Raw genomic sequence first — 14,713 nt, forward strand, 5'->3', positions numbered from 1 at the left:
TTTCCTTCACCACTCTGCAGTCCTTGCAAAAACTTCCATTTTGAACGCACGAAAATCCCTTATTCCACAATGAGCTGTCCATGCATCATGTTCATCCCACACGCAAAGCCATATGTCCCGCTCTCTTTTGGTGTAATCTCCACCACATAGCGGTCGTTTAAGGGCAAATCCGCATGCACCCCAAAGTCTGGAAAGACGATTTGGTCTAAACACGAAGAGGGGTCCTTTCGGTGGAAAACAATCCGAGCAGGCACATCTTTTTTCAAAATGATTCGGCTTGGAGAATACCCTCCCATCACCTCTACTTCAATCTCTTGATAGCCCGACCGCCGCTGAGCACGCTTCCCATCCTCCTCGTGATGTCCAAAAAACCACCACCAGATAAAAGCAATTATGGCTAGACAAATAATAGATACGATTAGCGTCATCTTTCGACCTTCCTTTCATTCAGAGACAAGGTAATCTCTACATACAATTGCAAGCCACCTCTGGAACGGCTTCTAGCTTCTTTTTTTCTAGTAAACATTGCAACTCCTGCAATTCGAAAAGGGTAAAATCACTCTGATCCACAAGTTTTGCAAGAACCTGCTTCATTTTCCGAGAACAAACCTTGCTTTGCACGTCTTCTACGACCACCTCAAGGCTCTCTTCCTGGGTCAATAGAGCAGAGTAAAGGTAAGACTTCCCCCGCTTTTCTCTTGATAGACACTGCTTGTCCACCAGACGACTCAAGAGGGTTTTGATGGTTGACTTGGACCAGGAAAAACGGTCTGCCAATTGTTCAATCAGATCACTACTCGTCAAATTCCCTTTCATCCATATGATTTTCATGACTTGCCACTCGGCATTTGAAATATGCATTGCTCCCTCCTTTTGATTTACATCTGTAAACCTTTTGATACGAATAGTCTACTCTTTTGGACTACATTTGTCAATCAAAGAGATCATAAAAAGAGAGGAAATGAACTTTCCTCTCTTCATGCATGATTTAATGTTCGAGTGATACTCTATTCTTCTCGCATCACGTATCCCTTGCCACGAACTGTTTGGATATAGGATTCCTTACCCGGCAGGTCTAGCTTGCCACGCAGATAGCGGACATAGACATCTACGATGTTGGTTTGATTCACTGCTTCGTACTTCCAAACACGGTCTAACAGCTGATGTCGGCTGACAACCCCTTGACTATCCATCAAGGCTGCTAGCAAGTCATATTCTCGACGAGTCAGATTAATCTGTTGCCCATTTCGTGAAACGGTCCGATGCTGAAAGTCAATTTCCAAATCCCGGTAAGCAGCCTTTAGGCGAACCTGCTTACAATGCTCATCAATATAATCACGCGCCATAAAGATATCCGTGACTTGATCAATCAAATCGGAAATGATGAAGGGCTTAATCACGATCAAGGCAGCATATTCTTCAATAGCCACTTGGTGGTCCTTCATCTCATGATCTTCCAGTACGACAATCATCACCAAACCTGGTTTGGTTTGAGATAATTGCTGATTTAACTCGGTACTGGTCATATCCGATAAGCGGTAACTCACAATCAGCAAGTCAAAATCAGTCTCTTGCGTCAAAGAAATCGCCTCAGCACCAGTTCCAGCATATTCTACAATATAATCCTGCTTTTGCAGTTCCATGGAGACAAAATGCGAAAGACTACGTTCCTTCCCAGCAATTAAGATTTTTTTGGCCATATTTATTTTTCGTCGTACCAAGAATAGTGGAAGACACCATCCTTATCTTTTCGTTGATAAGTGTGGGCTCCGAAGTAGTCCCGTTGCGCTTGGATCAAGTTGGCTGGCAAATTTTCTGAACGGTAGCTATCATAGTAGGTAATTGCAGCTGAAAAAGTTGGAGCTGGTACTCCAGCTTGTACTGCGATCGTTACGATATCGCGAACAGCTTGTTGGTACTTGCTGGTGACATTTAAGAAGTACTCATCGAGCAACAAGTTCGCGAGGTCTGGTTCACGATTGTAGGCATCCGTGATCTTTTGCAAGAACTGAGAACGGATGATACAGCCATCCCGCCAGATAGAAGCAATGTCTGCAAATGGCAAGTTCCAGTTGTGTTCTTTGGAAGCAACACGCAATTGCGCAAATCCTTGAGCATAAGAGATGATTTTTGAGAAGTAAAGGGCTTGACGAATCTTTTCAATCAACTCGCCCTTGTCCCCATCATACTTGTAGTCCACACCTGGTAAGATCTTGCTTGCATGCACACGTTCTTCTTTGTAGGTAGAGATGTAGCGGGCAAAGACAGATTCCGTGATGAGGGACAGAGGAACACCCAAATCTAGGGCATTTTGACTGGTCCATTTACCAGTCCCCTTATTTCCAGCAGCGTCCAAGATGTAGTCAACGATTGGTCCATCTTGACCTTCGTCATCTTTACGAGTCAGGATATCAGCAGTAATTTCGATCAAATAGCTATCGAGCTCTCCTTTATTCCACTCTGTAAAGATTTCAGCCATTTCAGCTGCATCCAAACCAAGCAAGTTTTGCATGAGGTCGTAAGACTCTGCAATCAACTGCATATCCCCATATTCGATCCCGTTATGAACCATTTTCACATAGTGACCAGCTCCATCCGGGCCAATATAGGTCACACATGGTTTGCCATCTTGAGGGGCTTTCGCTGCAATTTCTTCCAAAACATCTGCCACCAAGTCATAGGCTTCTTTTTGTCCACCAGGCATGATAGAAGGCCCTTCAAGGGCACCTTTTTCCCCACCAGAGACCCCTGCTCCGATAAAGTTGATCCCTGAATTAGCCAATTCTTCGTTTCGACGGATGGTATCTTGGAAGAAGGTATTTCCTCCATCAATCAAGATATCTCCCTTATCCAAATGTGGCAAAAGTGCTTGAATCGTCGCATCTGTACCAGGACCGGCTTGCACCATAAGCATGATCCGACGAGGTTTTTCGATGGAATTTACGAAGCTTTCCACATCATAACTTGGAACAAGATTTTTCCCTGGATTGCTTGCGACCACATCTTCTGTCTTATCAGCAGAACGGTTATAGATGGCTACGGTATAGCCACGTGATTCGACATTAAGTGCTAGGTTACGACCCATTACGGCCATTCCTACAACACCAAAGTTTGCTTTTGTCATGTAATACTCCTCTATTTCATTTGCTACTATTTTACCATGTTTAAGAGGGAATGAAAAGAATTTATCTTAGCCAGCTCTTTCTCAATGACCTCGCCTCCTGTTGAGGAAGCAGGCCGAGATACAGGTAACGCTTTTCACCAGAATGCATCTCAGAGTCCAGCTCTCCCGCTTCATAACTTCCTCTATCCAAGAGGTTCTTCTGGGTCGGAATCAAAGAGACCTTGAAGACCGGCAAAAGGACTATTTGCCTCTTTGTTCTCTTGGCTCAGGCTTTCATACTCTTCCTGAGAAAGAACCGTCCACTCTTTTCCTTGAGGGAAAAGGTCCCTGCTAGCCTCTTCTGGTGTCAAAACCTTCAAGGGAATATTCATCAAGATATTGTCTGCGACACTTTCATCCAAGGACAACTCGTCTTTTTCGATCAGCAAGACGAGGTCTTCCTCGATAAGAGTTTGGTTTTTCGCATCCTGTTCATTCGCTACAAATATCTCCTGAATCGCTTGACTTTCCTCAAGCAAGACAGGTTCCATCGATCGACTGGAAGCCAAGGTGATGGTATAGGTCATCTGATACTCTAAGAAGTAAAGATCTGCTTCATAGCGAATGACCCCTTGGACATCTACTGGACTCAGGTCCAGAATTTCTGCGTTCCGTTCCATTAAGGAGGCTTTTAGGTCCAATTGTTCCTGAAAAGAGAGACCTTCTGGATTTTTCTTAATATCTAAAATATGAAACTTCATCGTCTATCCTTCGTCTTCTAGTGCTAAGAGGTAGTCATACACAGCCTTTCCAGCAATAGCGCCATCCCCAACAGCTGTTGTAATCTGACGCAGTTCCTTCTGGCGGATATCTCCGACTGCATAAATCCCTTCCTGACTGGTAGCCATATGCTCATCCGTCCGGATCCATCCCCCATCGTCGGTCACACCAAGTTCTTTGACAGCTTCAGACTGAGGATTTAATCCAACATAGATAAAGACTCCCCCAAAGGCTTGTTCCGAACGTTCTCCTGTCTTGACATGCTTCAATACCACGGAAGAGACTTTACGCTCATCTCCCTTGATTTCTTCGACAACCGTATCCCATATAAAATGGATTTTCTCGTTCGCAAAAGCACGGTCTTGCAGAATCTTTTGGGCCCGCAATTGGTCTCTGCGGTGGACAATCGTGACTTTCGAAGCAAATTGTGTCAGATAAATCGCTTCTTCTACCGCCGAATCTCCTCCTCCAACCACGAGAAGTTCTTGTCCTTTAAAGAAAGCTCCATCACACACCGCACAATAAGAAACGCCTCTGCTATTGTAGGCTTCTTCTCCTGGTACTCCCAAAAGCTGGTGTTGAGCCCCCATCGCTAAAATGACAGATTTGGCCTCATAAACCTCATCCTCCGTGATGACTTTCTTAATCTGACCTTCTGTCTCAATGCGCACAAGGTTTCCAAAAAGATGCTCTACACCAAAGTTTTCTAGAGGTTCAAACATCTTCTCAGACAAATCCGGCCCCGAAATCATACTATAACCTGGATAGTTTTCAATCTCGGCGGTATTGTTCATTTGGCCACCGTATATCCCCCGCTCCAATAGTCCAACCTTTAAATTGCTTCGACCTGCATAAAGCGCTGCGGTCATTCCTGCCGGTCCTGATCCTACTACAATCGTATCGTACATACTCTCTCCTTATCGTGCTCTCACAATCAGCTGAAGTCCAATCACCGCAAAGGCAAATATGGGAACTGTCATGACGTAGATAATGAGGAGATCAAATACAAAACTCCGTCTTTCTTCTTCGCTGTCATGATGCCTTCCCAAATGCCATAGCAACCAAGCACCACAAACAACAAGCATGCCGACTGCTGCGATGAAAAGACTCTGAAGATAGAGTCCTAAAATCGTATTTAACATTTGATATTCCTATACTATAAACCTTCTTGTTTTATTTGGCAAGAATTAAAAACTTTGACGTTTGGCCTTGCGTTCGGCACGACCTTTTGCTCGGTTTTCAATCCGCTTGGTCTTGCGCCGTTTTTCGTCCACTGCCCATTTGATTTTCTTTTTATAACCTGGCTTAATCTTTTTCTTTTTCTTTTTGACCAAACCAATCATCTCAAGGTCTAGTTTTTCTTGCTTTTTCTCCCGACTCACACGACGATCTCGGTCATAGGTATCTTGAAATTCTCCATCCTTGATTGTCTTGGGAAGGAAGTGGATATTCATTTTTTCCAACTCGCGAATGTCGCTATCATCACTTGGCTGATAAAGGGTGATCGCCGTCCCGGCCAGACCATTTCGTCCTGCTCGACCGACGCGATGAACAAAGAAAGACAAATCCTGTGGAATCGCGTCATTAATAATATGACTAACACCTTCGATATCAATCCCACGAGCCGCCAAGTCTGTCGCTACAATGTACTGGTAGTCTAGGTTTTTCACTTGGGACATGATCCGTTTTCGTTCCCGCGGTGGGATATCGCCGTGAATTTTAGCAACCTTTAACCCTTGGGACAATAAATAGTGGTGCAACTCATCTGCTCGTGCCTTTGTATTGACAAATATCATAGCCAAATAGGGTTGCATCAGCTGAGTAATCGTATAAATTAAGCTGTTCCGATCCTGTCCTTTGGTTGAAATCAGCCAGTTATCAATGGTATCAGCGATGACGGTTTCCGACTTGATTTGTTCCATAACAGGATTGTTAAGGTACTTCTTCAAAAAAGGCTGTAATTTCTGGGGAATCGTTGCAGAAAACACCAAAAATTGGACGTTCTTAGGCAGGCGACTGGCAATCTGATCGACGGTTTCAAGAAATCCCATATCAAGCGTCATATCGGCTTCGTCCACGACAAAAGTAGTCGCACGATGAATGTCCAAATCGCCTGATCTCACCAAATCATCAATTCGACCTGGTGTCCCAATCACGATATGTGGCTGGTTGACCTGTAATTTTTCCTTCTGACGGAGTTTATCCGTCCCTCCGACATAGTTGGCAACACGAACTTCTTCTGGAGAGTGTTGTGCCAGTTGACGAGCCGCTTGGTAAATCTGACTCGCCAATTCGCGTGACGGAGCCGTAATGACGGCTTGAACATAGTCTTCTTTTTCCTCTAGTTTTTGAAAAATTGGCAACAAAAAGGTATGGGTTTTCCCAGAACCTGTCATTGACTCCCCAACAAGGTCTCGTCCAGACAAGATGACAGGAATCAACTTTTCTTGGACAGGGGTTGGCTTTTCAAACCGAATCGCCCTGAGGGCTGTTTGAATATAGGGCTTTAATGTAAAATCTGTAAATTTCATGTGATCCTCTTTATTTCTACTTTTCCTATTATAACAGAAAAAGAAGGGAGTATATAGTAGAAAAACCAGTTCCTACTCTCTCCCTTCTTTGATCTCTCATTTTTCCTTGATGAAGATGTCCTCTCGATTAGAGGTATAAAATCGCCAAGGTCACCAAGCTCATGAGGAGACCCAGACTCCATAAAAAGGCATCTACCTTCCATTCTGACCACTTATCTGCTCGGCCTGATAAGCCTCCTAATTCGAGGTGATGGTGGAAGGGAGTCATCCGAAAAATCCGACGCCCTTCTCCGTACTTCCGCTTGCTTATTTTAAAGTAGGTCACTTGGATCATAACTGAACTGGTTTCAAGAACATAAACCAAACCAATCAACAGCAAGGTCCACTCGACGTGAAGCGCAATTGAAATCACCGCTAAGACTCCACCTAAGGCTAGAGACCCCACATCTCCCATGAAAATCTTGGCTGGCTTGTGGTTAAAGACAAAGAAACCAAGCAGTCCCCCAATCAAGTTGACACATAAAAAGAGGATATCCATTTGCCCTTGGCGATAAGCGATATAGGCATAAGCAGAAAGACTGATGACAACTGAAATGGAAGCCAATCCGTCAATCCCGTCGGTCAGATTCACTGCGTTGGAGAAGCCAACAACCCAAAAGAGCATAAACACAATGTAAAGAGCTCCCAAAGGGAATTGCCAATTCAACACATGAAGAGTGGTCGCACCTTCTCCACCGGCTTGTTGGAAGTGAAGGAAGTAGAAAATCAACCCACCTAGAATTTGAAGACTTAGCTTTTGCAGGGGCTTAAGCCCTTCATTCACTTGACGAAAAATCTTCAAAAAATCATCCAAAAACCCAACCAGGCCATAAACAAAGAGAATCAAAAGGATACCGTAGGTGGCACTCGTCATTTTGACAGGGACAAGAAAAGGTAAAACTAAGCTAACAAGAAGTGCAACTGTCAGAAAGACAACCCCACCCATCGTCGGCGTACCAGCCTTAAACTGGTGCTGTTTGACATCTTCATGCATCTGTTGACCTTGGATCCGCTTGGCTTGATAAAAACGGATAAAAGACGGAATTGATAGAACCGTCACAAAAAAGGATAAGATGCCTGCAACAAGAGCAGCGTACATGTTAATCTCCTAACGTTAATGTGATTTTTTTCGTTTGAGAAACCAGAGTTCCTGTGTTCGCACTTTGAGCTGTCACCTTGGACCCCTTGCCCTTAAAGGTGATTTCTATCCCCATCCACTCTCCATACAATGTGGCGTTAGCTTTGGTCCAGCCGTACATATCTGGAATCGTTAAGCTCTCAGCGTTTTCGGAGTTCGGCTTTTCGGTCAAGAGCAAGACTTGCTGGTTGGCCTTTACCTTCTCATCTGCATCAAAGGATGCAGCTATAATCGTCGATCCGTTTCCAACCACGACCGGATGAACAAGATGACGCCGTAATTCATCTGCGACATCTCCAGGAAGGGGATTTTTTAATCCTAACTTGTCCATTAATTTCGTGGCATCACCCGGCACATACTCTGTTTCTTTGCCCGTATCATTTAGGGCAACGGATGAGTTGGATAAGTTTAAGGTACTATCTAATTGCATCGCTTGCGTCAGCATGGGGTTAAAAATATCCGCCCATTCAATCCCAGTCATACTCTTAGGCTGTTGCACTGTCATATACATGATAAATTTAGGATCTTCAGCTGGAATCATCGCTACGACGGAGTACACATGGTCATGCGCTCCTTGCAAATAGCCTCCACCATCCTTAGCAGATGCCGCAATCTGTGCCGTACCGGACTTAACTGCAATATTATAGCCATCTACTGAGATAATGCGTCCGCCTAAAGAAGAGGCATAGAGAGTTCCATAAGTCGGGTCCGTCCCAACACTAATCATATAATTTCGCGTTTGCGCAGCAGCAGATTTTGAGACCGGATGCCCAATCTCTTCTGGTTTTGCTACACGAGCTGACCGGTCATTAGAGTCGTAAATCCCAGAAATAATCTTTGGTTCCAACATCACCCCATCATTTCCGATAGCAGAGAAACTCCGCATCATTTGAATCGGCGTGACTGAAATCGCCTGACCAAAGGCTGACATGGCAATGGACACTTCATTATCTTCTGGTAGCGAGCCAAAGCTTTCTCCCAGCATCCCAAAGCGAGTTGGGTAGCCAAACTTAAACTTGTTCAGATAATTGAGCCATTTATCCTTGCCCATTTGTTGTTCCAACATGGTCATCCCGACATTACTAGAGAAGGCAAAACCTTGGGCAAAGGTCATGGTTCGGGTCGGCTTTCCTTCATTGACTTCCCAGTCATTGATCTCCGTATCGATGACCTTGTAGGTATTATTGGTGTAGACCGCGTTAGCATTAAAGGTTCCATTATCAATTGCTGCAGCCAAGGTCATCACCTTCATCGTAGAACCAGGCTCATACTGACCTTGGTATAGAAGGGTCGACCAAGAAAAGTCTTTGTCATTAACTCCTTCTTGGGTGCTCGCATCAAATGTTGGACGTTGGGTCGTGGCAAGAATTTCTCCTGTCTTGGCAGACATAATGGTGGCCTGCGCATTAACAGGTTGAGTTTTGCTTATATAATTGTCCATATTGGACTCAAGAGACATCTGCAAGTCAACAGAAAGCGTAGTATAAACATCCTGACCGTTGACTGTCTTCTCCTCAATAATGTCTGTCCCAGGAAGGAGACGTCCTGCGCTGTCCTTTTCATAGACGGTTCGTCCATCTTTTCCGGATAAAATCCCATTAAAGGCTTGTTCCAATCCGGTATTTCCAACTAGGCTTTGGCTACCATCCTCGTTGTCCCTCAGACTAGCTAGACCAATCAAGTGACTAGCAAAGTGGCCATTTTGATAGAGTCGGCTAGGACTAGAATTAAAGGCGATTCCTTTGATTCCTGCTTGGTCCATCGCATTGGTGATGGCTGTCATCGTCGTATTGCTAATATTCTTGCCCTTGGCACCGAAATAGACTTGGAAAGCATTTTTTTGCTTCAGTTGCTCTAAGACATAGTTTTTTTCCAATCCAAGTTGCTTATTGAGAATATCTGCCACCTGGTTGTATTGGCTTTCTTGAACATGAAGCTTTTCTCCGTTGGCTCGTGCATAGGTCTTATCTACGATCGCATAGATGGTATAGGTCGTTGAATCCTCGGCAATGGGTTGACCATTTCGGTCATAAATCGTCCCACGGCGGGCAGAGTTGACTTGGACGGATTGGTGAACTTTTAAAGCAGCCTCCGAGAGTTTGACTCCAAACTTATGATCCGTCCCGATAATCACTGCAAAATTAATTAAAAAACAGCAAAGATAAAAATCGAAAGCAGGATTAAATTTTGACCGACACGCCGACGATTGTTTCCTGGGCGACTCCGTTGTTTTAAAATATAGCGGATCAGGGCCCTTTTCCCAAAATTTCTTTTATTCATCTGGATTGACTACTCCGATATTCTGATTATTAAAGGTCAATTTCCCCTTTTTCGCAATCTTCATCAAATTCGCATAACTTCCCAATTCATTGATGGATTGTTCTGCCTCGTTAATTTCCACCTGCTTGGCTTCATTTTGTTGCGTGATATCTGCCATTTCCAACCGTACTTGCTGGAGACGCGTCTGTAGAAAAATGATTCCGATAGCCAGAACTACTCCAGAAAAAACAATACTACTATAAAAGGCCTTTTCAATTCGAGAAAAGGTTTGAAATCTTTTAGTTAATAGATTCCGGCTGGTTTCTTTATCTTGACTAGGTAACATGGAAGAACCTCTTTTAATTATAGGTGTATTTTCTGAGCCACGCGCAACTTAGCTGAGTGGGCTCGGTTGTTGGCTGCTAATTCTTTCTGACTTGGAAGTATCGGCTTGCGATTGACCAATTTTATCTTAGGCTGGAGCTCCTCAGGGATGAAGGGTAAGCCTTTTGGAATATCAACACTAGAAGCCTCTTTAAAGAGCTGTTTGGTCAAACGATCCTCTAGGGAATGAAAGGTAATCACTGAAATCCTTCCATCCAAAGCGAGCATATCCATCGCTTGTTGGATAGAGCTATCTGCCGCCCCCAGCTCATCATTTACTTCAATCCGAATAGCCTGAAAGATCTGCTTAGCCGGATGTCCCTTTTTTTTCAGCTCTTTGGCAGGCTTGGCAGCCTTGATGAGTTCTGCCAATTCAGTCGTTGTTTCAATCGGCTTTAGGACTCTTGCTTGCTCGATTTTACGAGCAATCTGCTTGGAAAACTTATCTTCTCCATACTTAAAAAAAATTCGGACCAAATCATGATAAGCATAGCTATTGACCACCTCATAAGCCGTTAACGAAGCCTCTCTATTCATCCGCATGTCTAACGGAGCGTCCTTTTTATAAGAAAATCCTCGTTCCCGCTCATCCAACTGGGGACTCGAAACGCCCAGATCATAGCAAATTCCATCAATCTCCGTCACTCCTAGAGCAGCCAGCCTTGATTGGAGATATCGAAAATTATCTTTGATAAAGGTCACCATGCCCCGCTCGATATAAGGAGCGAGACGTACTTTAGCATGGTCAATCGCCACCTGATCCTGATCAAAACAATAAAGGTGGCCCTTGTCGGACAATTGGCTCAGTAAGTAGTCACTATGGCCAGCACCACCTAGTGTCGCATCCACATAGATGCCATCTGGTTTGACATCCAGCATATCAATTGTTTCCTGCAACAAAACCGTTGTATGATTAAATTCTTGGGTCATATCTTATCTATTATATCACAAGAAGTCGGCTAGGAAAAACCGAAACAATTTCTTTTTGATCGAATCAAGCGGACCCAACTAACCTCAAAATGAAAATGGATAGCAGAAAATAGCGGGAGTCATTGAAGAATCTACATTTTCTGATTCATTGAATCGAGGCATCTCACAACAAAAAAGAAATGAGAATCCAATCAACATGACGTCCGAAATAAACTTCTCGTAACCGGGACGCTCATTCTTCAGTGATAGAATCTGAAACTATATAAAAGATAGGAAGAAGACAGAAAAATTATGTTAAAATAACAAGTGAACACGATCAACAATACGGAAAGGCTCATCATGTCTACTTTGCTCTTAAAATTGAAATTGACCCCAACGAGACGTATCATTCTGAGTTTTCTGGGCGTTATATTGGTTGGGTCGATTTTACTGTCCTTACCGATTTCACAACTAGCGACCTCTAAGGCTCATTACTGGGACAATCTATTTACCGCTACTTCCATGGTTTGTGTGACTGGCCTCTTTACAGTCTCAGTAGCAGCCACTTACACAACTTTTGGCCAAATCATCTGCATGCTTTTAATGCAGATTGGGGGGCTTTCTCTCATTAGCTTCATCGGCTTAATCGCCCTATGGGGACGACGAAAGCTAAATTTTATCAATATGGCTACTCTTCAAGAAGCTCTAAGTGTTTCAAATACCAAGCATTTCCGTTCCTTCTTTTACTCCGTCTTTACCTTCACCTTTGTCACAGAGGCTATCGGTGCCCTGCTCCTTAGTTTTCGATTTATTCCGACTTTTGGATGGGCAAGAGGTTCTTTTACCTCCATCTTTCTAGCCATTTCTGCCTTTTGTAATGCCGGTTTTGATAATTTCGGATCTAACAGCCTCCAAGATTATGTCGGAGATCCCCTAGTCAATTTGACGATTGCCTCCTTGATCATTATGGGAGGATTGGGCTTTGCTGTCTGGTTTGACCTCCGTGGACAAATCTTTTTCAAAAAACACCGCCCTAAAATCCGCTTCCACACAAAAGTCGTTCTTGCTTTAACGACAATCATCCTGCTAAGCGGGACCATTCTAACCTTTCTAACCGAATACAACAATCCTCATACCATTGGAAACCTTCCCCAATTTGAGAAAATCCTAGCTTCCTTTTTCCAAACGGTTACGATGCGAACAGCCGGCTTTGCTTCCATTGACTATAGTCAAGCCCAGCCTTCTACTATGTTGCTCTATATCCTCCAAATGATGCTGGGAGGCGCTCCTGGGGGGACCGCAGGTGGGATCAAGATCACAGCTTTTCTCGTCTTACTCCTCTACGCTAAAAGCGAAATTGCCGGCCATCCCTATACAAACTTTAGACACCATACCATTGATCCGCTTACCATCCGGAAAGCCTTCGCCGTGTCCGCTATTTTTATTTCTACCTTCATCGGGGGGCTCCTCTTACTTACCTTAACCGATCCTGGAAAACCCCTTTTGAGCCTGATGTTTGAGGCGATGTCTGCTCTTGCTACTGTAGGAGTTACAGCCAACCTCACCCCTGATCTTACTCAACTGAGTCAATTTATTATCATGGCCCTCATGTTCTTTGGCAGAGTTGGACCAATGTCCATTTTGCTGAGCCTGTCCTCTCAAAAGGATGGGAAGGAAAAGGCCATTCATTATTCAAGATCATCTATGATTGTTTAAAGGAGAAGATATGTCATACACGATTGGAATTTTAGGCTTAGGAACCTTTGGCTCCACGATTGCCAAAACACTTAGCAAATACAACTGCGACATCATCGCTGTAGATGACCATGACTACCAGGTCAATCAACTCGAGGCCATCCTGTCCCGGGGAATCATCGGGGATATTACAGACAAAGACCTCCTTCGTGCCGCCGGTATCGATAGTTGCGACGCAGTTGTTGTTGCGACAGGTGAAAACTTAGAATCCAGTGTTCTGGCAGTCCTACACTGTAAATCTCTGGGTGTCGAGACCGTGATTGCCAAAGTAAAAAGCAAGACCATGTCTGAAGTTTTGTTGAAAATTGGAGCCGATAAGGTGATTTCCCCTGAAAGAGAAACAGGGGTGTCTATCGCCAAGCAACTCCTTCATCGCTATACTACTGAGGTCATTGAGCTGGATGACAAAACGTCTATCATCGAATTTCGTCCTCCGGAGTCTTGGATAGGGAAGAGTTTGGTTCAATTAAAATTGAGACAAAAATACCTGATGAATATCATCGCCTACCGAGACATGCTGACAAAAGAACTCAATATTCAGGTGATGCCCGAATACGTTTTTAATACCGAAGAGACGATCGTTGCCGTTGCAACAAATGACCTTGTAGACCATTTTGAAGAATTCACCAATCGAATGTCCTAATAAGAAAACCTCCGCATGCAAGGATGCGGAGGTTTTCAATTTCCTTTTGTAAAGGGAATTCTTGCCCCTTTCTATTGACGTTCTGCTATTTTTATAGCGCTTGATCCATTTTTATTTTGACCATCACAAAAGAGAGTGGAACGACGAAATCGGTCATTCGTTAGAATTCGATTTCGTCGTCCCACTCTCCGTGGTTTATTCCTAATCATTCTAGACTGTTCGGGCGCTATTCCTGCGAGATTTAGGACTTTGGATCATCCAAACTACGGCCGTGCAAACCTTTTTCCCGTTGGACTTGGCGTAGTTTTTCTGGAGTGACATCATTACCTTCTTCATCCACAATCTTAATGCCTTCTACATGGTGGCGTACCGCACGGCGGTAGCCTTCGATGTATTCTTCCCGAAGTTTGGCCTGCTCCACTTTTTCTTCAGCAGTCAATCCTTCTGTTTTTTCTTTTTAGCCAGCTCATTGATTCGAGCGATTTTTTCAGGTGTCATCATCAAACCTTCTTTCTACCAGTTATCAGTCCTTATTTTGTGTTCAATTGGTTAAAAGCTGCGACAGCCTTAGCTTTTGCGACAAGGCCTGCAAGAAGGGCCAGACGGTTGTTCTTCACAGCCTCATCTTCTGCCATGACCATAGTATTGTCAAAGAAGGCATCGATGACTGGGCTCAGAGCAAAGAGTTGAGCCAATTTGTCACTAGCTGAACCTGTCAATTCAAGCTCATCAATCGCTTTAGCAAGGGCTTTTTCTTGATCATTTTCAAAGAGACTAGCATCGACTGCTACTGAAGCATCTGCTTTTTCTGCCAAGTTGAAGGCACGAGAGAGGGACTCAACAGCAGACTTATAGCCATCCGTCTTCGCAGCTTCCGAAAGAGCTTCAGCTGCTTCCAGCATATCTGCAACGACAAAGTTTGAACCAGCAAGAACAGCTTCTTTGATATCTTTTGGTGTGCGTCCCATCATCTTGTCCACGCGCGCTTTGATGAAGTGGAGCACTTCTGCTTGATGGTCATAGGAAAGGCTATCAAATGAAAGGGCATAAAGGCTTTCAATCAACTCATCCATCGGGATGTGCCAGCCAAAGGCATCCAAGATACGAACAATCCCTTGTGTGGCACGACGAAGCGCATAAGGATCATTGGAACCTGATGGAATCAAGCCAAC

At 44.1% G+C, this 14,713-nt stretch carries 14 protein-coding genes and 2 pseudogenes; 2 read left to right on the top strand and 14 right to left on the bottom strand.

All coding sequences use genetic code 11. The annotated features are described in order from the left end of the window. Window positions 1-59: 59 nt before the first annotated feature. The 12 genes and pseudogenes from STRDD13_RS04470 to rsmH form a co-directional block, all read right to left on the bottom strand. Window positions 60-428, bottom strand: a complete 369-nt coding sequence (locus STRDD13_RS04470) for a cupredoxin domain-containing protein (RefSeq protein WP_067102412.1) — start codon at window positions 426-428, stop codon at window positions 60-62. A 37-nt stretch (window positions 429-465) separates the two neighbouring features. Continuing rightward, the gene (locus STRDD13_RS04475) at window positions 466-861 is read right to left on the bottom strand and encodes a CopY/TcrY family copper transport repressor (RefSeq protein ID WP_067102413.1); all 396 of its coding nucleotides are present in this window, start codon (window positions 859-861) and stop codon (window positions 466-468) included. Between the two features lie 146 nt (window positions 862-1,007). Then, window positions 1,008-1,700 carry a winged helix-turn-helix transcriptional regulator gene (locus STRDD13_RS04480; RefSeq protein ID WP_067102415.1) on the bottom strand — a complete coding sequence of 231 codons (693 nt, stop codon included), beginning with the start codon at window positions 1,698-1,700 and terminating at the stop codon, window positions 1,008-1,010. Window positions 1,701-1,702: 2 nt separating this feature from the next. Continuing rightward, window positions 1,703-3,124 (bottom strand): NADP-dependent phosphogluconate dehydrogenase, encoded by a 1,422-nt coding sequence (gndA, locus tag STRDD13_RS04485; protein ID WP_067102418.1) that lies wholly within the window; start codon window positions 3,122-3,124, stop codon window positions 1,703-1,705. Between the two features lie 182 nt (window positions 3,125-3,306). Continuing rightward, a complete protein-coding gene (locus STRDD13_RS04490; RefSeq protein ID WP_067102421.1) occupies window positions 3,307-3,864 on the bottom strand; it encodes a YceD family protein in 558 nt (185 codons plus the stop codon). 3 nt (window positions 3,865-3,867) lie between these two features. After that, window positions 3,868-4,791 (bottom strand): thioredoxin-disulfide reductase, encoded by a 924-nt coding sequence (gene trxB / locus STRDD13_RS04495; RefSeq protein WP_067102423.1) that lies wholly within the window; start codon window positions 4,789-4,791, stop codon window positions 3,868-3,870. Window positions 4,792-4,800: 9 nt separating this feature from the next. Continuing rightward, the gene (locus tag STRDD13_RS04500; RefSeq protein ID WP_067102426.1) at window positions 4,801-5,025 is read right to left on the bottom strand and encodes a DUF4059 family protein; all 225 of its coding nucleotides are present in this window, start codon (window positions 5,023-5,025) and stop codon (window positions 4,801-4,803) included. A 45-nt stretch (window positions 5,026-5,070) separates the two neighbouring features. Continuing rightward, the gene (locus STRDD13_RS04505; protein ID WP_067102428.1) at window positions 5,071-6,414 is read right to left on the bottom strand and encodes a DEAD/DEAH box helicase; all 1,344 of its coding nucleotides are present in this window, start codon (window positions 6,412-6,414) and stop codon (window positions 5,071-5,073) included. A gap of 127 nt (window positions 6,415-6,541) precedes the next feature. Then, complete coding sequence (gene mraY, locus STRDD13_RS04510; RefSeq protein ID WP_067102430.1) at window positions 6,542-7,552, bottom strand: phospho-N-acetylmuramoyl-pentapeptide-transferase; 1,011 nt, start codon at window positions 7,550-7,552, stop codon at window positions 6,542-6,544. A gap of 1 nt (window position 7,553) precedes the next feature. After that, window positions 7,554-9,871, bottom strand: a pseudogene (gene pbp2x / locus STRDD13_RS04515) (penicillin-binding protein PBP2X). Continuing rightward, window positions 9,864-10,196, bottom strand: coding sequence for a cell division protein FtsL (ftsL, locus tag STRDD13_RS04520; protein ID WP_067102436.1), 333 nt, complete (start codon window positions 10,194-10,196; stop codon window positions 9,864-9,866). Before ftsL ends, pbp2x begins: the two are co-directional and overlap by 8 nt. 17 nt (window positions 10,197-10,213) lie before the next feature. Next, on the bottom strand, window positions 10,214-11,164 hold the full coding sequence (gene rsmH / locus STRDD13_RS04525) for a 16S rRNA (cytosine(1402)-N(4))-methyltransferase RsmH (protein WP_067102439.1): 951 nt from the start codon (window positions 11,162-11,164) through the stop codon (window positions 10,214-10,216). 339 nt (window positions 11,165-11,503) lie between these two features. On the opposite strand from rsmH, the gene STRDD13_RS04530 reads away from it, so the two are divergent. Beyond that, the gene (locus tag STRDD13_RS04530; protein ID WP_067102442.1) at window positions 11,504-12,859 is read left to right on the top strand and encodes a TrkH family potassium uptake protein; all 1,356 of its coding nucleotides are present in this window, start codon (window positions 11,504-11,506) and stop codon (window positions 12,857-12,859) included. 10 nt (window positions 12,860-12,869) lie between these two features. Then, window positions 12,870-13,541, top strand: a complete 672-nt coding sequence (locus STRDD13_RS04535) for a potassium channel family protein (protein ID WP_067102444.1) — start codon at window positions 12,870-12,872, stop codon at window positions 13,539-13,541. A gap of 241 nt (window positions 13,542-13,782) precedes the next feature. On the opposite strand, the pseudogene STRDD13_RS04540 reads toward STRDD13_RS04535, so the two are convergent. Further along, a pseudogene (locus tag STRDD13_RS04540) lies at window positions 13,783-14,039 on the bottom strand (DUF896 family protein). 32 nt (window positions 14,040-14,071) lie between these two features. After that, window positions 14,072-14,713: glycine--tRNA ligase subunit beta (locus STRDD13_RS04545; RefSeq protein ID WP_156471274.1), on the bottom strand; the 642-nt coding region annotated here is incomplete at its 5' end.

The organism is Streptococcus sp. DD13, assembly GCF_001578875.1.
GTDB lineage: Bacteria > Bacillota > Bacilli > Lactobacillales > Streptococcaceae > Streptococcus.